Source organism: Williamsia sp. 1138, from assembly GCF_002095435.2.
Classification (GTDB): Bacteria; Actinomycetota; Actinomycetes; order Mycobacteriales; family Mycobacteriaceae; genus Williamsia.
Window position 1 is genome coordinate 127,538 of the sequence record NZ_MJEJ02000044.1, and the last position, 16,155, is coordinate 143,692.

The 16,155-nt window shown below is 66.4% G+C and carries 13 protein-coding genes; all 13 read right to left on the minus strand.

The annotated features are described in order from the left end of the window. Positions 1–7 precede the first annotated feature (7 nt). Positions 8–1,207, minus strand: a complete 1,200-nt coding sequence (gene ftsZ, locus BH683_RS15020) for a cell division protein FtsZ (RefSeq protein ID WP_084837063.1) — start codon at positions 1,205–1,207, stop codon at positions 8–10. A 203-nt stretch (positions 1,208–1,410) separates the two neighbouring features. Continuing rightward, complete coding sequence (locus tag BH683_RS15025) at positions 1,411–2,364, minus strand: FtsQ-type POTRA domain-containing protein (RefSeq protein ID WP_084837064.1); 954 nt, start codon at positions 2,362–2,364, stop codon at positions 1,411–1,413. Then, a complete protein-coding gene (murC, locus tag BH683_RS15030; protein ID WP_084837065.1) occupies positions 2,361–3,896 on the minus strand; it encodes a UDP-N-acetylmuramate--L-alanine ligase in 1,536 nt (511 codons plus the stop codon). Before murC ends, BH683_RS15025 begins: the two co-directional genes overlap by 4 nt. Then, positions 3,896–5,023, minus strand: a complete 1,128-nt coding sequence (gene murG, locus BH683_RS15035; protein WP_084837066.1) for an undecaprenyldiphospho-muramoylpentapeptide beta-N-acetylglucosaminyltransferase — start codon at positions 5,021–5,023, stop codon at positions 3,896–3,898. Before murG ends, murC begins: the two co-directional genes overlap by 1 nt. Positions 5,024–5,062: 39 nt before the next feature. Then, positions 5,063–6,838 (minus strand): putative lipid II flippase FtsW, encoded by a 1,776-nt coding sequence (ftsW, locus tag BH683_RS15040; protein WP_084837067.1) that lies wholly within the window; start codon positions 6,836–6,838, stop codon positions 5,063–5,065. Then, positions 6,838–8,337: a UDP-N-acetylmuramoyl-L-alanine--D-glutamate ligase gene (gene murD, locus BH683_RS15045; protein WP_084837068.1), complete on the minus strand. Its 1,500-nt coding sequence runs from the start codon at positions 8,335–8,337 to the stop codon at positions 6,838–6,840. The genes ftsW and murD overlap by 1 nt, the downstream gene beginning before the upstream one ends. Positions 8,338–8,339: 2 nt before the next feature. After that, positions 8,340–9,428, minus strand: coding sequence for a phospho-N-acetylmuramoyl-pentapeptide-transferase (gene mraY / locus BH683_RS15050; RefSeq protein ID WP_084837069.1), 1,089 nt, complete (start codon positions 9,426–9,428; stop codon positions 8,340–8,342). Further along, positions 9,429–9,932, minus strand: coding sequence for a UDP-N-acetylmuramoyl-tripeptide--D-alanyl-D-alanine ligase (locus BH683_RS15055; RefSeq protein ID WP_143696062.1), 504 nt, complete (start codon positions 9,930–9,932; stop codon positions 9,429–9,431). It abuts the gene before it with no gap. Beyond that, entirely contained in the window at positions 9,929–11,554 is a 1,626-nt protein-coding gene (locus BH683_RS15060) for a UDP-N-acetylmuramoyl-L-alanyl-D-glutamate--2,6-diaminopimelate ligase (RefSeq protein ID WP_084837070.1), read from the minus strand. Before BH683_RS15060 ends, BH683_RS15055 begins: the two co-directional genes overlap by 4 nt. A gap of 23 nt (positions 11,555–11,577) precedes the next feature. After that, a complete protein-coding gene (locus BH683_RS15065) occupies positions 11,578–13,590 on the minus strand; it encodes a penicillin-binding protein 2 (RefSeq protein WP_246833388.1) in 2,013 nt (670 codons plus the stop codon). A gap of 83 nt (positions 13,591–13,673) precedes the next feature. Beyond that, positions 13,674–14,501: a hypothetical protein gene (locus BH683_RS15070; RefSeq protein WP_084837071.1), complete on the minus strand. Its 828-nt coding sequence runs from the start codon at positions 14,499–14,501 to the stop codon at positions 13,674–13,676. Continuing rightward, a complete protein-coding gene (rsmH, locus tag BH683_RS15075; RefSeq protein ID WP_281492318.1) occupies positions 14,498–15,481 on the minus strand; it encodes a 16S rRNA (cytosine(1402)-N(4))-methyltransferase RsmH in 984 nt (327 codons plus the stop codon). The genes BH683_RS15070 and rsmH overlap by 4 nt, the downstream gene beginning before the upstream one ends. A gap of 181 nt (positions 15,482–15,662) precedes the next feature. Further along, entirely contained in the window at positions 15,663–16,100 is a 438-nt protein-coding gene (gene mraZ / locus BH683_RS15080) for a division/cell wall cluster transcriptional repressor MraZ (protein WP_084837072.1), read from the minus strand. Between the last annotated feature and the right edge of the window lie 55 nt (positions 16,101–16,155).

Sequence of the window (16,155 nt, forward strand, 5' to 3'; positions counted from 1 at the left end):
GAATCGCTCAGCGTTTCATGAACGGCGGAACGTCCACCTCGTCATCGGCCTCGTCCATCCCGTGCGCGGGACGCGACGACGTGCGCGGCGCCCGATCGTCGGCGAACGGGTCGCCGGCGGGGACCTGCGCGAACAGCGGGTCGCGGCGATCGGCGTCACTCTTGCCGTTCGCGCTGCCGTTGGCGACGCGGCCCGACCCGGCGGCGGCACTGGTGCGGGCCGCTGCAGTGGCAGCGGACTCCACCGGCTTGCGGGCCGGGGCACCACTGTCGAAGCCGGCGGCGATCACGGTCACCCGCACCTCGTCGCCGAGGTTGTCGTCGATGACCGTTCCGAAGATGATGTTGGCGTCGACATGCGCCGCTTCCTGAACGAGCGTGGCGGCCTCGTTGATCTCGAACAGGCCGAGATCGCTGCCACCGGCGATGGAGATCAGGACCCCGTGGGCACCCTCCATCGAGGCTTCGAGCAGCGGTGAGTTGATTGCCGACTCCGCAGCTTTGGTCGCCCGGTTCTCGCCGCGCGACGAGCCGATACCCATCAGCGCACTACCGGCGTTGCTCATCACACCCTTGACGTCCGCGAAGTCGACGTTGATCAGTCCGGGCGTGGTGATCAGGTCTGTGATGCCCTGGACACCGTTGAGCAGGACCTCATCCGCGCTGCGGAAGGCATCCATGAGACTGACGGCCGCGTCGCCCATCTGCAGGAGACGGTCGTTGGGGATCACGATCAACGTGTCGCATGACTCGCGCAGCGACGTGATCCCGACCTCGGCCTGTCCCCCGCGCCGCTTACCCTCGAAAGAGAACGGCCTGGTGACCACACCAACGGTCAGTGCACCGAGTTTGCGCGCGATGCTCGCGACCACAGGGGCGCCGCCGGTGCCGGTTCCGCCGCCCTCGCCCGCCGTGACGAAGACCATGTCGGCGCCCTTGATGAGCTCCTCGATCTCGTCCTTGGCATCTTCGGCGGCGCGGCGACCGACCTCGGGGTCGGCTCCCGCGCCGAGTCCACGGGTGGAGTCACGACCGACGTCGAGCTTGACGTCGGCATCGCTCATCAGCAGGGCCTGGGCATCGGTGTTGATGGCAATGAACTCAACACCTTTGAGCCCTTGTTCGATCATGCGGTTGACGGCATTGACTCCGCCGCCGCCAATACCGACGACCTTGATCACAGCAAGGTAGTTGTGCGGGGGCGTCATAGCGCTCGCCTTCCTTTTGGTCTAGTTCCGAACCAGGTGGCTCTGCGCACGGCTTCCGAGAACAAAACCCTCAACCTAAACCACAGGCTTAGAGTTATGTCAAGTAGTCGCGTGCTGATGGAAACGCTAGGCATCTTTGGTGGGTGGAGCCAGCAAGCGCCACGGCGTGTCGCCACAAACTCTGCGAATTGCGTCCGAAACCGCTATTTGAAGGTCGGATTCTGCGGGCTGGACACGTTGTACTCCGTGCCCTCCTGCGTCAGCACGTGCCGCAGGGTTTCCGCCTTCTCGGCGTTTCGTTCATCGTCGCCCCAGACAACGGTGCGTTTGTCCTTGAGCCGCAAGACGATATCGACCGGGGAATCGACCTCGATGGCGGCGATCTGATCTCGCACGTAAGGAGGCACCTCAGCCATCACCGTCAATGCGGCCCGGGTGGACGGATCGCCCGATCCGGGATCGGCGGTTCGGAGTTCGGCGAGCCCGGGCGGCGGATCTTGTTGAGCGAACTCGAATCCCAACTTGTCCATCAGGTACTTCTGACCGTCGCGCTGGGTGAAGACCACGGCGACCCTTTCGACCACCGAGATCGTGATCGTCGAGGGGTATTCGCGCTTGACCCGGACCGTGGCGATACGCGGGATCATCGACACCCGCCGAGCAGCGGCGGCGGTATCGACCTGCATAAGGGGCTGCCCTTCGGAAAGGGCTGCCGCAGCAAGGATTTCTTCCGACGACACCACCGAATTGCCCGTGACGTCGATGGTCCGCACCGACATCAGCGGCGTGAAGTACGCGACGACGAACGCGGCGATCACCACCAGGATCGCGACGATCGTCGTCACCAGCAATCGCATCCCACTCACAGCAGGCCTGCGGCCGGCACGGCTCCGGCCCCGGCGACGCGTCCGATCCCCCGCCCCCGTGTCGTCGCTCTCCTCGTCCGCCTCACGGTCGTCTTCGTCACTGTCGTCGTCTGCTGGGGCGCCCTCGACATACGGATGGGCACCCCGGGCGGGGATCGTCAGATCCGCCAACACCGTGAGGTCGTCGCCCTCGAGGTCCGCCCGCTCGAAGTCCTCTGGCTCGGGGTCGCGCCGTGCCCGATCACCGCGACGATCGTCGTCACCACCACGAGGGCGGCGACGATCCGTCATCTGCGTCCCCCGGAGGACGGATCGGTGTCACCTCGCGGTGCACGGGACGCCGCGCGCAGGACATCGACGATCTCCGGGGCCTGCATCGTCACGTCACCCGCACCGATGGTCAGCACGACGTCGTCGGGTTCGACGAGCTGCGCCACCTGATCAGGTAGCGCGGACACATCCGGCTGGTAGGCAACCGGCTTTGTCACCTTCTCGGCGATGGTGAACCCGCTGACCCCGGGGATGGGCTGCTCTCTGGCGCCGTAGACATCGAGCACGATCACCTGATCTGCGAGGTCGAGCGCAGCGGCGAACTCGGTCGCGAAGGTCTCGGTGCGTGAATAGAGGTGGGGCTGGAACACCGCCAGCACACGCCCGCCGTCGGCGTCGACCATGTCGCGCGCGGCCGTCAGCACCGCTCGCACCTCTGTCGGGTGATGGGCGTAGTCGTCGTAGACCCGGATCCTGCCGATCCGGCCACGCAACTGAAATCTGCGGTGCACCCCGGCGAAACCCTCGAGGCCTTCGATGACCTCGGCTACGGGCGCGCCGGCGCAGACCCCTGCCACCAACGCCGCAACAGCGTTGAGCGCCATGTGCTTTCCCGGCACCGTCAGGGCAATGGTGTGCTCGGTGGAGTCGATGCCATCACCGGCCGGATCGGCGAACCGGATGCGCGCGAGGCCGCCACCGTCCTTGCTCTGCCAGCTCAGCAACCGTGCGATGGGCTCGAGTCCACCGGCCAGCTCACTGTGCACGCCTTCGCCGTAACCGAGGACCGCGACACCGCGTTCGGCCAGTCGGACCGCCACCCTGCCCGCCAACGCGGCCGAGCCCGGGTCGTCGAGACACACGATCAGGCTGCCGCCCGGCCGGATACGGTCGGCAAAGTCGTCGAAGACCTGGACGTAGGCTTCGGTTGTCCCGAAGTAATCAAGATGGTCGGACTCGACATTGGTCACCACGGCGACGGTCGGCGAGTACTGCAGCAGCGAACCGTCACTCTCATCGGCCTCCGCGACGAACACCCCGCCCGACCCGTGATGGGCGTTCGTACCGGATTCGTTGAGCTCGCCGCCCACCGCGAACGACGGGTTGAAGCCGCAGTGCTGCAATGCGACCACCGTCATCGAGGTCGTCGACGTCTTCCCATGCGTACCCGCGATCAAGAGGTTGGTGTATCCCTCCATCAACGTCGCGAGGACCGCAGGTCGGAGCAGGACGGGGATACCGCGTTCCCGGGCCGCCACCAGTTCGGGGTTCGTCTTCGGTATCGCCGCCAGTGTCGTCACCACCACGGTCGGGCCGCCGTCGAGCAACTCGAGTGCCGCCGGGTCGTGCCCAATGTGGATCTTCGCGCCCCTGGTCCGCAGATCGATGACGCCGCGGGATTCCTTGGCGTCACTTCCGGACACCTGCCCGCCACGGGCCAGGAGAATCCTGGCCAGCCCGGACATCCCGGCGCCACCGATTCCTACCATGTGTACCCGGGAAAGATCTTGCGGCAGAGACTGATCGGCCTGTTCAGCTGTCACATTGTTCATCACTGCCCCCTGCTGCGACGCGCGCGTGCCAACTCGATGCCTGCCGCGGCAACGGCGTGGGCCGCACCGCGGGCACCGGCACCGGCCGCCGCGCGCGACATCGCCGACAGCTTGGCGGGGTCGGTCAGCAGCGGCGGAATGGTCTGCGCCACATACTCTGGCGTGAGATCGGCATCGTCGACGAGCAGTCCCCCACCTGCGGCCACCAGTGGTGCGGCGTTGAGTCGCTGCTCGCCGTTTCCGTGCGGCAACGGCACATAGACCGCGGGTAGTCCGGTGGCCGACACCTCGGCCACCGTCATGGCGCCCGCGCGGCAGATCGCAAGATCCGCGGCGGCGTAGGCAAGATCCATCCTGGAGACGTAGGGCACCCCGACATAGGGCGGCGACCCGTCGAAGGGCTCGATGGTGTTCTTCTTGCCGTATGCGTGTAGGACACCGATCTTGTTGTCCGCCAACACTTGCGCCGCGCCGCGCACGGCATCGTTCAGACTTCGCGCACCCTGTGAGCCGCCGAAGACCAGGACGGTGGGCGCATCCGGATCGAGACCGAAGTACGCCCGGGCCTCCGCTCGCAGAGCGCCTCGATCGAGATCGGAGATCGCGGCGCGAACCGGGATCCCCACCACATCGGCCGACTCCAGCCCGGAACCCGGAACCGCGACGAGAATCCGCTGGGCCAATCGGGCGCCCACCTTGTTGGCAATCCCCGCACGGGCGTTTGCCTCGTGGATCACCACCGGCACCCGGTTCCCCGCGCGCACATGCATACGGGCGGCCAGATACGCGGGCAGCGCCACATAGCCACCGAATCCGATCACCACGTCGGCGTCGACCTCGGCGAGCACCCGCCGGGTGGCCGCAACCGACGTGCGGAGTCGCAGCGGCAGCTTTGCCAGATCGGCATTGGGCTTGCGGGGCAACGGAACCGGCGGGATCAGTTCGAGGCGGTACCCACGCTCGGGCACCAGGGTGGTCTCGAGTCCGCGAGCAGTGCCCAGAGCTGTCACCCGAATCGTCGGGTCGATGTCCGTCAGGGCGTCGGCCACCGCCATCGCGGGCTCGATATGGCCTGCCGTACCCCCACCGGCCACCACGATCGACAGCGGCGCGGTCGGCTCACTCATATCCTCGAACTCCGATTCCGGCCGGACGGGACAGATCCGTCACCGGCGCCTGTCCGAATCGCGATATCTCCCTCGCGGCTCTTCGCGCGAAGCTCCTCGGGCATAGGGATCATGGCCTCGTCGGTTCTCACGTGGCTGACGGTCTCGGGCATAGGGGTCATTGTTGCGCAACGCCCCCTGTCTCGTCCTGGGTGGGCCAGCAGTATTGCCATATCCCCAGTCCTGAGTCCGCACCGGCCGCACTCGACCGCGCTGATCGCGGTCCTGGGGTGGGTGACTCCTCGCAGGCTGTGGACTGCGCGCGGCGCGACGGGTGGGTTCGGTGGCCACTGCGCGGCGAGCCCGCACAGCGGGGCCAGGACGCTGTCCGCGTCGCCGGTCGAGCCGATCGCGGAGCGCCTCTGCGCGGGTCTGCGAGTACGGAACGGGGTTGGGCAGTCTCAGGATGCGGCCGAATCTGCCGTCTCCACCCGAGGCGAGCGCTGCAACCGCTTCCGGTTCGTGGCGCGCCGCGTTGGCCAGCAGACCGAACATCACCAGCGTCGTGAAGGTCGAGGTGCCGCCGGCCGAGAGCAGCGGGAGCTGGATACCGGTCACGGGCAGCAGGCCGACCACATAGCCGATGTTGATCAGTGCCTGCGCGGTCACCAGTACTGTGATCGTTGCCGTCAGCAGGCGCAGGAACGGGTCGACCGACCGCATCGCGATGCGCAGACCGACGAAGGCGAGCAACCCGAAGAGCATCAGCACGATGAGGCCACCGATGAGGCCCAGCTCTTCGCCGATGATCGCGAAGATGAAGTCGTTGTGGGCGTTGGGCAGGTAGTTCCACTTGGCGCGACTCTGGCCGAGACCCTCGCCGAACGGCCCCCCGTTCGCGAGCGCGTAGCGCGCCTGACGGGCCTGATATCCGGCGCCCTGGGGATCGTCTATGTGTCCGAAAAAGCTCCGCACCCGCTCGCTGCGGTAACCGGCGGTCATCGCGAGCACGCCCGCCAACAGCACGCCGGACACGGCGAAGAATCCGAAGACCTTCATCGGCAGACCCGCGAACCACAGCAACGCACCGACGATGATCGCGATCGTGACCGTGGTGCTCAGGTTCGGCTCGAGGACGATCAGCACACAGATCAGGAACGTGACGGGGATGAGGGGAATCAGCAGCTCACGAAGCGAGGCGTTCTCACGGCGACGGGAGGCCAGCAGGTGCGCACCCCAGACGCAGAGCGCGACCTTGACCAACTCCGACGGCTGGACCGAGAGACCACCCACGACAAACCAGCGGCGCGCGCCTTGGCTGAGGGTTCCGATGCCAGGGATCAGCACCAGGATCAACATGATCGTCGTGATGATGATCGCGGGCGCAGCGAGTCTGCGCATCAACCGGACGGGCATCCTGACCGCGAAGTAGAACAGCACCACCCCCAATGCGGCGAACACCAACTGTGTGGTGAACAGTCCGTATGACGACCCGGTCTTCGAATAACCCTCCACCGACGACGCCGACAACACCATGACCAGGCCGAACGTGGTGAGCAACACGGTGAGCGTGACGATGAGATGGAACGAGGCCAGCGGACGACTGAGTACTCCCGCGACCGCCGAGATGACCGATCCGATTCCCTCGCCCAGTGAGACGACCTTACGGTCACGGGCGGGAGCTGTCCGGCGCGTGGATGATTCGGCTTCGTCGGACTCCTCGACGATGTCGTCAGCTGACTCGACGCCCGGTTCAGAGGCGGCCTCGGTGTCCTCGTCCGGCGCCTCGATGTGATCCAGCTCGTCGGGGTCACCGACGCCCGGACCCTTCCGCATCAGGAGACCCCTGCGGTCGAAGCGCCCGGGAGCGCCCGGGCCGCGGCGGCGAAGCTGTCGCCACGAGCACCGTAACCGGCGAACATGTCCAGCGAGGCGGCCGCGGGAGCGAGCAGAACCGCGTCCGGCGTATCGGGGTCGGCGGCGCACAGGTCCCAGGCGGCCCGCACCGCGCCGGCCATGATCGCAGTGGGGGCAGCTATCTTCACCCCGTCATCTTCCCCTGTTACTACTGTGACTGTTGGGACCAAAGGGGCGTGTCGTGCCAATGCGTCGGCAATGACATCACGATCGACTCCGATGATCACCACCCCGGCGAGCCGATCGCGAACCGCGACGACGAGATCGTCGACCGCCGCACCCTTGAGTTGTCCCCCGGCGACCCAGACCACCCGGCGATGTCCGAGGATCGACGCCTGGGCTGCATGGGGGTTGGTGGCCTTGGAGTCATCGATGAATGTGGTCGCGCCGATGACGGCGACCGGCTGACTGCGATGCCCGCCGACCGTGAAGGTCTCGAGACCACGCTCTACGGCGTGCGGTGAGATCCCGATCGCCCGGCACAAGGCGGCAGCGCCCAGCGCATCGAGCTGGCCCGAGGGGCCCGTCGGGCGCACTTTCTCGACCCTGATCAGGGGCACCACCGAGTGATCGCCACTGCCGTCCCAATCGACGTGGTCGACCAGTTGGCCGTTGGAGATGCCGAGTTCCCCGTCGTGTGGGGACCCCAATCGGAAGCCGATCGTGCGCGCGCCCGGTGTACCGGCAGCGAGTCTTCCTGCCACCGGGTCGTCGAGTCCGACCACGGCGATCGGCCCGGACAAGGCGATCGATTTCGCCGCGACGTAGGCGGCCATCGATCCATGCCAGTCGAGGTGGTCTTCGGCGATGTTGAGGACGACGCCCGCGGTAGGGCGGACCGACGGGGCCCAGTAGAGCTGGAAGGACGACAGTTCGACCGCAAGCACCTCGATCCGGGGCTCGGCGACGAGGACGTCGAGAACGGGCAGACCGATGTTGCCGCACGCCGCCACCGGCACGCCGGCAGCGGTGACGATCGACTCGATCATCCCGGTCGTCGTCGTCTTGCCGTTGGTGCCGGTGACCACCAGCCACTGTCGCGCTGGGCCGAGCAGTCCGGATCGGTCGATATGCCAGGCCAATTCGACCTCGCCCCAGACCGGTAGTCCGGCCGCGAGTGCGCCCGTCGGGAGCGGACCATCCGGCCGGAAGCCCGGCGAGACGACCAGCAGGTCGTAGTCGGCGGCCCAGTCGGGACGATCGAGGAGCTCATCCGGCGAGACCGCGGTCGCCCCGGCGTCCACGAGCGGGGCGGTGATCTCGGTGTTGTTGTCGCAGACCGTCACCGCGGCGCCGGCGTCGAGCAGGAATCGCGCCGCTGATGCACCGGCAACCCGGGCCCCGGCGACCAGGACCCGACCCGACCACAGTTCCGGAGTTGCCGAGACGGGTTCGGAGTTCCTGGGGGCTACGCTCATCCCTATCCCCCGCTGGCGGTGAGGAATTCGCTGTAGAACAGCGACAGTCCCAGCGCGCAGGCGATGGCCGTGAGCAACCAGAACCTGATGATCACCGTGGTCTCTGCCCACCCGGACAGTTCGAAGTGGTGATGGAACGGCGCCATTCGGAAGACCCTGCGGCCCGTGGTCCGGAACACCGCGATCTGGATGACCACCGAGATGATCTCTGCGACGAACAGTGCGCCCACGACCACCATCAGCAGTTCGGTGCTGGTCGTGATGGACAGGCCGGCCAGCATGCCGCCGAGTGCGAGTGAGCCGGTGTCGCCCATGAATATCTTGGCAGGTGCGGCATTCCACCAGAGGAATCCCAGACACGCGCCGCCGCCGGCCACCGCGATGAGCGCGAGGTCGAGTGGATCGCGCACGGTGTAACAGCCGGGTTCGGCGGTCTTCGGTCCACCGACGCAGGCATTCCGGTACTGCCAGAACGTGATCAGGACGTAGGAGCCCAGCACCATCGCCATCGATCCGGCGGCGAGGCCGTCGAGTCCATCGGTGAAGTTGACGGCGTTGGACCAGGCCGAGACCACCAGCCAGACGAACACGACGAACGCGACCGAGCCCATGGTGATGGCGTCGATCTCGCGTACGTACGACAGGTTCGTGCTCGCCGGTGTGTACCCGGCGTCGTTCCGGAACTGCAGGGCCAGGACGCCGAACAGGAGGGCGGCGATCAGCTGGCCCACCGACTTCGCGGTCTTGTTCAGACCGAGGTTGCGCTGCTTGCGGATCTTGATGAAGTCGTCGAGGAAACCGACCACTGCCAGCGTCGTGGCCAGCGAGAGCACCAGGATGCCGGATGCGGTCGGGCCGCCTCCGTCGGTCGCGAGGCCGACCAGATGCGCGCCCCAGTACCCGGCCCACAACGCCGCGACGATGGCGACGCCACCCATCGAGGGGGTGCCGCGCTTGGTCTGATGACTCTTGGGGCCTTCGACCCGGATCTCTTGCCCGAAGCCCTGTCGTGAAAAGACCTTGATCAGCACCGGGGTCAGCAGGATCGCGACAGCCAGCGAGATCACCCCCGCAATCAGGATCTGTCTCACCTAGAAGTCCTCACCTTTCGATACCCCGCCGGCCACGATCGATTCGGCCAGTCTCAGTTCACGTCCACCCATGACCAGCACCACGTCATCCTGGCCGAGTTGCGCGTCCAGTATGTCCAGCGCCTCCTTCGGGCCCGACACCAGCACCGCCTCCGAACCCCACGACCCTTCCATGACCGCCCCCTGATGGAGACCGTGCATCGCCCGCGACGTCCCGACACAGATCACCTGAGCGATGTCGAGTCGTACCGCAAGCCGCCCGAGTTCGTCGTGTGAGACCACCCATCGCGTCATCTCCAGCGCATCGTGGACGTCGAGGTCATCGGGTGGGTCGAGCTCACCGAGTATGGCCCAGCTGCGCCGTTCCGGCTGGGCATGCACCACATCGGCGAGCTCACGCAGCGCCGATCGCACGGATCGCGCCGTCACGGGCCCGGGCGGCTGGGGCAGCAGATCACCTGCCGTGCGTCCGTCCGACAACGTCAATCGTGTCTGCGGGGTCAATCGTGCCTCCGTGATCGCGCGGGCCCATCCGTGGAGGGAACGCTGCGTTCGGTCAGAATCTCCTCGATCGCCTCGGCGAGGACGATCCTGTCGTCGAACGGATGTTTGACGCCGTGGATCTCCTGTCCGGCCTCATGGCCCTTACCTGCGATCAAGACCACGTCGCCGGGCTGTGCCCACGCCACCGCGCTCCGGATGGCCTCGGCACGGTCACCGATTTCCCGCACGGCTTCTGCGCCGTCGGGCCGCTCCGAGGCAGCCACAGCGTGCGCGCCGGACAGTACCTGCGCCCGGATCTCGGAAGGCGTCTCCGTTCGCGGGTTGTCGTCGGTGATCACCACCAGCTCCGCTCCCCGCGCCGCAGCCTCACCCATGAGTGGCCGCTTACCCGTGTCCCGGTTGCCACCGGCTCCCACCACGACCGCGATCCGCCCGCTCGTCTGACCACGTAGCGTCTCGATGACCGCCTCCAGCGCGGCAGGCTTGTGCGCGTAGTCGACCACAGCGAGGAAGTCCTGCCCTCGGCTCACCCGTTCGACCCGGCCGGGCACCGCGACCTCGCTGATCGAATCGATCGCGACCGCGGTCGCCACACCCGCCACCGAGGCGATCGCGACGGCGGTCAAGGCGTTGGCGACGTTGAATCGTCCGGGCATGGGGACGGTCATCGTGAACGTGTCCCCGGCGGGATCGGTCAGCGTCACCGTCTGACTCCCGTCGACCGCGACGTCCGATGGGCCGGCGTGCCAGTGTGCCGCGGTGTCGCCCGTCGAGAGGGTGACCGCATTCTCCCCCGCGATACGGGCCATCTCCCGGCCCCATTCGTCGTCGACGCAGATGACGGTGCGTAGCGCGTGCACCGTCGAATCAGGGTGGAAAAGCAACGATTTCGCGTTGAAATAGTCACGCATCGTGGGATGGAAGTCGAGATGATCCTGAGAGAGATTGGTGAATGCCCCGATCCCGAAGACGCTGCCGTCCACCCGGCCGAGCTCGAGGGCATGGCTCGAGACCTCCATGACGACCGCGTCCACGCCCTGCTCGAGCATCGCAGCGAGGAGTCCCTGCAGTTCCGGGGCCTCCGGTGTGGTCAGTGCGCTCGGCTGACGGATACCCGCGATCCGGGTCTCGACCGTGCCGATCAGCCCGACCGAGTGACCGGCCGCCATCAGGGCGGCCTCGGTGAGGTAGCTGGTCGTGGTCTTACCCGAGGTTCCGGTGATGCCGACCAGCGCCATGCGGCGCGACGGTTGGCCGTATATTCGCGAACTCAGCTCCCCGAGCACCTGCCGCGGCCGGGGATGCACAAGGACGGCGCAGTCGATCGGCCCCGCGATCGCCTCCACGATGTCGCGGCCGGCCCGATCGGTGAGAACGGCGGTGGCCCCGGCGGCCAGGGCATCGGCGGCGAACTGAGCACCGTGCACCTTGCTTCCGGGCAGCGCGGCGAAGAGATCGCCGGTACGTACGTGCTGCGCGCGCAAGCTGACGCCGGTGACCTCGGTCTTCTCGGTGACTTCGCCGATCAGATCGATCCGCGCACCACTTGCCGCCGACAGCACCGCGACTTCGGTCGGTGTCACCACGGCTGGGCGCAGCACCGAATTATCGGGAGCAGACATTTCCACAACATACCGCCGACGGATCAGTTCGCCTGCAACACCAGTGGTGGGGTGGGCTCGGCCGACAGTGGTACCTGCTCGCGCTGCAGCATCCACGACGCGATGGTCTGGAACAGCGGCGCCGCGCTCTGTCCACCGCTGCCATCGCTGCTGCGCGAGGGATTGTCGAGCATGATGCCGATGACGTAACGCGGGTTGTCGGAGGGCGCGATGCCGGCGAAGGTGATGTTGTACGCCGATTGCGAGTAGCAGCCGCAGTCGGGATCGACCTGCTGTGCGGTTCCGGTCTTGCCGCTGATCTGGTACCCGGGTACCCCGGCCTTCGACCCCGTGCCCATCTGCACACCCATCGGGTCGTTCTGGATCACCGCGCGGAACATGTCGCGCACCGTCTTGGCGGTCTGCGGGCTGACCACGCGCACCCCGTCGGGCGGTGCGAGTTCGCCCTCTTGCCCGTCGCCGTTGATGGACTTGATGATTCGCGGTTCGATGCGAACGCCGTCGTTGGCGATGGCCTGATACATCGCGGTCATCTGCAGCAACGTCATCGTCAGGCCCTGCCCGATCGGCAGGTTGGCGAACGTACCGCCGGACCACTGACTTCGGGCCGGTACCACTCCGGCGCTCTCCGCCGGTAGTCCGACGTTGGCGCGCTGGCCGAGTCCGAATCGTTTGACCATGTCGGCGAACCGGTCTTCACCGACCTTGTCCGCCAGCATCAGGGTGCCAACGTTCGACGACTTACCGAAGATGCCGGTGGTCGTGTACGGCTCCACACCATGCGCCCAGGCATCTTTCACCGTGACGTCCGACATGTCGATGCTGCCCGGCACCTGATGAACCTGATCGGCTGTGGTGACCCCGTACTCGATCGCGGCCGCCGCGGTGATGATCTTGTTCACCGAGCCCGGCTCGAACGGCGACGTGACGGGCAGGTCACCCAGTTGCGCATCACCCTGCTCGTCAAGGGGTTTGGCGGGGTTGAAGGTGCCGTCGTTGGCCATGGCGAGAACCTCGCCGGTTTTCACGTCGAGCACCACCGCAGAGGCGTTTTCCGCCTTGGACAATTCCTTGGCACGCTGCACCTGGTTCTGCACGTACCACTGGACATCGGAATCGATGGTGAGTTCCACCGTGCCGCCGTCGACCGATGGATGCAGGTTCCGTGAACTGCCCGGAATCACCGCCCCGTCCGAACCGCGATCGTAGGTCCGCGAGCCATCGGTACCCGAAAGCACCGAATCCATGGACGATTCGAGTCCGATCAGGCCGTTGCCGTCGAAGTCGACGTCGCCGACGATGTTGGCGGCCAACGGACCACCGGGATAGAGGCGGATGTCCTGCCGTTCGGACCCGACCTCCGGGAACTCGTCGATGATCTTGTTCGCGGCCTCGGGACTGACGGCACGAGCCAGATACACGAAGGTCTCGTTGCTCTGCAGTAATTCCCGCAGGGACGACTCCTCGAACTCACCCCCGAGCTCGGCACTGATCCCCGCCGCGATCTGACTGATCCTGGTGGACACGTCCGGTAGGGCAGAGTTCTTTGTGTGGGCGTCCTCGATCTCCTTGCGCACCTTCACCGGCTGGAAGGTCAGCGCACGCGCATCGTCGGTATACGCGATCGCCTTACCGTTGCGATCTTCGATCGCGCCGCGTTTGGCGGGTAAGACCTCGGTCACCGCCCGTTGGCTCGCGGCCTCCGCCGACAGACCCGGCGCATCCACGATCTGCAGCATCACCATCTTGATGGCGACCACTGCCACGACGAGCAGGATCAGTGCCGTGGCGAAGCGGTGCCGCACCAGGAACTGCCGCCCCGCCCTGACCGCTTCTCCCCGGCCATGCACCGAACCGCCCACCGGAAAGCCGCTGCGAACACCATTCGATCGCGGTGCACCACCTGGATTTTCGGTGGGGCGGGCCGAGGCGCCACCATTTCCCTGCCTGCCTCGAGGCCTGCGCGATGGTCCCATCCGTTCGCGCCCGGCGGCCCGGCGGACGGTACGTCGTTCGCCGCGGGTCGGCCGGGTCATCGGCCACACCCTTTGCGCTCGGCGCACCGGCTACCTGCGCTCCTCGCACATTCGGACTTCATGGTTGTCAATTCTCCGGTGCGCTAACGTGTTTGGCCCGAATTTGAGCCCGGCGCGCCGCCAGTTGATGGCAGAACATTCGAAAAGGTCGGTGGCGCTGCCGGATTTGCCGGAGTCTGTCCGTCAGGAGCGGACGGCACCGGGGTCGCGGGGTTCGGCGTCGTGGCCTCCGGCGCGGTGCCGGCTCCGATCGGTGTGCCCTGACCACCCGGCGTAGGCGTGGTGCTCGGGCGTGCCTGGGTTGCCGGAGTACGCGGCGACGCAGCAGGTGCATCATTCATCGACGGCGCCTTCGGTCCGTCGGCCGGCTTGATCTCGCCGACCACGAACGATTTCCCATCGGGACCCACCACCAGGCGGGCCTTGTCATTTCCCGGGATCATCCCCAGCGCCCCCGCCTTGTCGGAGAGTTCTGGGGCCGAATCCCCGGATTCGTAGGCCTTTTTCAGTGCGTCTCGACGATCGGACAACTGCTCGTTCTGCTCACGCACGACACCGAGTTGATAGGAGTCCTGGGCGGACTTCGTCGAAAGCCACAGGGTGAGCGCCAGACCGGCGAGGAGCATCGCCACGACCACGACCGCGAACGGTACCCGTCGTGCGGCGCGCAACGGAGCAGACGTGAGACCGGCGAGGGAGCGCCGATGTGTCTTGTCCTTCTCGACCGGGACCGGACGGACCCGGGTGCCACGTGTCGAGCGTTCGGAGATCGTCTCTGCCCCAAGACGTTTGCGCCGCCTGTCGAGAGCGCGCTGGGCCGCCGCAGAGCGCACCCTGGTGCCGTCGGCCTGTCGTCGCGCCGGGGCCGCCCTGCGCTCCCGAGTACTCGCCTGATCGTCGGTGATGGTCACTGATTCCTCCTGGCGATCCGTTCGACAGCCCGCACCCGGACGGACGCCGATCGTGGGTTGAGCTCGATTTCTGTCTCGGGTGCGCGTTCGGCGCCACGGGTCAGGAGCGTGAACTCCGGTGCGGTACCGGGTAAATCGACAGGCAGGCCCGGTGGTGTGGTCGATGTCGTACGCGCTGTGAACTCGCGCTTGACGATTCGGTCTTCGAGCGACTGGTACGACATGATCGCGAGCCGGCCACCGACGGCCAGTGAATCGAGCGCGGCGGGCAACGCCGCACGCAGTGACGTCAGCTCGCCGTTGACCTCGATTCGCAACGCCTGGAACGTGCGCTTGGCCGGGTGTCCCCCCGTTCGCCGCGTCGCGGCCGGTATCGACCGGTACAGCAGTTCGACCAGCCTGGCGCTGGTCGTGAACGGTTCGACCTCACGCTCGCGCAGTACGGCGGACGCAATCTTCCCTGCGAACCGTTCATCGCCGTATTCCGAGAGGACACGGGCCAGTTCACCGTGCGAGTAGGTGTTGAGCACGTCGGCGGCGGTCAGCGGGTCGTCAGCGTTCATCCTCATGTCGAGCGGGGCATCGACTGAGTATGCGAATCCACGGTCGGCTTGATCGAGTTGCATCGACGAGACGCCGAGGTCGAAGAGCCCTGCGTCATAGGCGGCGACACCCGCCAGCCGAAGCGCTTCGACGATGTCGTCGTATCGCAGGTGTACGAACGTGATCCGTGTGCCGAAAGGTGCAAGCCGTTCTCGGGCTAGCGCGAGCGCGTTCTCGTCGCGATCGATCCCGATGATCGACACTTCGGGAAAGGTCCGGGCCACCAATTCTGTGTGGCCACCGGCGCCGAGCGTTCCGTCCACATACACCGCACCACTGCCGTGCTCGTCATGTCGGGTGATCGCGGGGGCCAGGAGCTCTGTCATGCGCTCTGCCATCACCGGGACGTGTCCGAATACGTTCTCGGCGGGTTCCACGATGCTGAGCCCCTTCGCGTGTGTCTGGGTACAAAAAGAGGTCGGCAACATCATTCACACCGCCGGCGCAGTGACCCGCGGATGAATCCTGGTCCCTGCCCGACCGAACCTGGCGCTGGGGAAGTGCGTCAGGGTCGGATCGGGCAGAGGCCTCGATTCACCCACGTGAGTCCGCCCGGCGTTACGGTCCTTCGACCGCATCCAGCGCGTCGAAGCCCACGCTCGAGAAGTTCTCCTCGTGCTCGTCCTGGTAGTCGCGCCAGGTCTGCGCGTCCCAGATCTCCAGGTGGCTCATGTTGCCAATCACCACACACTCTTTGGCCAGACCCGCATAGCGTCGATGATCCAACGCCAGACTTATCCGGCCTTGTCCATCGGGCCTCTGCTCGTCCGTGCCCGAACTCAACTGACGCTGGAACGCTCGGGCCGCCGGATCGTTCTTCGGCGAACTGAGCACTTTTCGCGCCAACTCGTAGAAGTCGTCCCGCAGATACACCGCGAGGCTGCGGTCTTGACCTTTTGTGATCATCACGCCTCCCGCTAATGCATCTCGGAACTTGGCGGGCAGCGTCAGCCGCCCCTTGTCATCGAGCTTGGGCGTGTAGGTGCCGAAAAACATAGCGTCAGCCATGTCGACACCTCCAACCCAGTTGATTGGAAGATTCCGGGCTCTC

Excerpts from the sequence above, each read along its gene's own strand:
- BH683_RS15065 (WP_246833388.1), bottom strand. The coding sequence starts at position 13,590 with ATGACCCGGCCGACCCGCGGCGAACGACGTACCGTCCGCCGGGCCGCC.
- ftsW (WP_084837067.1), bottom strand. The coding sequence starts at position 6,838 with ATGCGGAAGGGTCCGGGCGTCGGTGACCCCGACGAGCTGGATCACATC.
- murG (WP_084837066.1), bottom strand. The coding sequence starts at position 5,023 with ATGAGTGAGCCGACCGCGCCGCTGTCGATCGTGGTGGCCGGTGGGGGT.
- murD (WP_084837068.1), bottom strand. The coding sequence starts at position 8,337 with ATGAGCGTAGCCCCCAGGAACTCCGAACCCGTCTCGGCAACTCCGGAA.
- ftsZ (WP_084837063.1), bottom strand. The coding sequence starts at position 1,207 with ATGACGCCCCCGCACAACTACCTTGCTGTGATCAAGGTCGTCGGTATT.
- mraZ (WP_084837072.1), bottom strand. The coding sequence starts at position 16,100 with ATGTTTTTCGGCACCTACACGCCCAAGCTCGATGACAAGGGGCGGCTG.
- murC (WP_084837065.1), bottom strand. The coding sequence starts at position 3,896 with ATGAACAATGTGACAGCTGAACAGGCCGATCAGTCTCTGCCGCAAGAT.
- BH683_RS15060 (WP_084837070.1), bottom strand. The coding sequence starts at position 11,554 with ATGTCTGCTCCCGATAATTCGGTGCTGCGCCCAGCCGTGGTGACACCG.
- BH683_RS15025 (WP_084837064.1), bottom strand. The coding sequence starts at position 2,364 with ATGACGGATCGTCGCCGCCCTCGTGGTGGTGACGACGATCGTCGCGGT.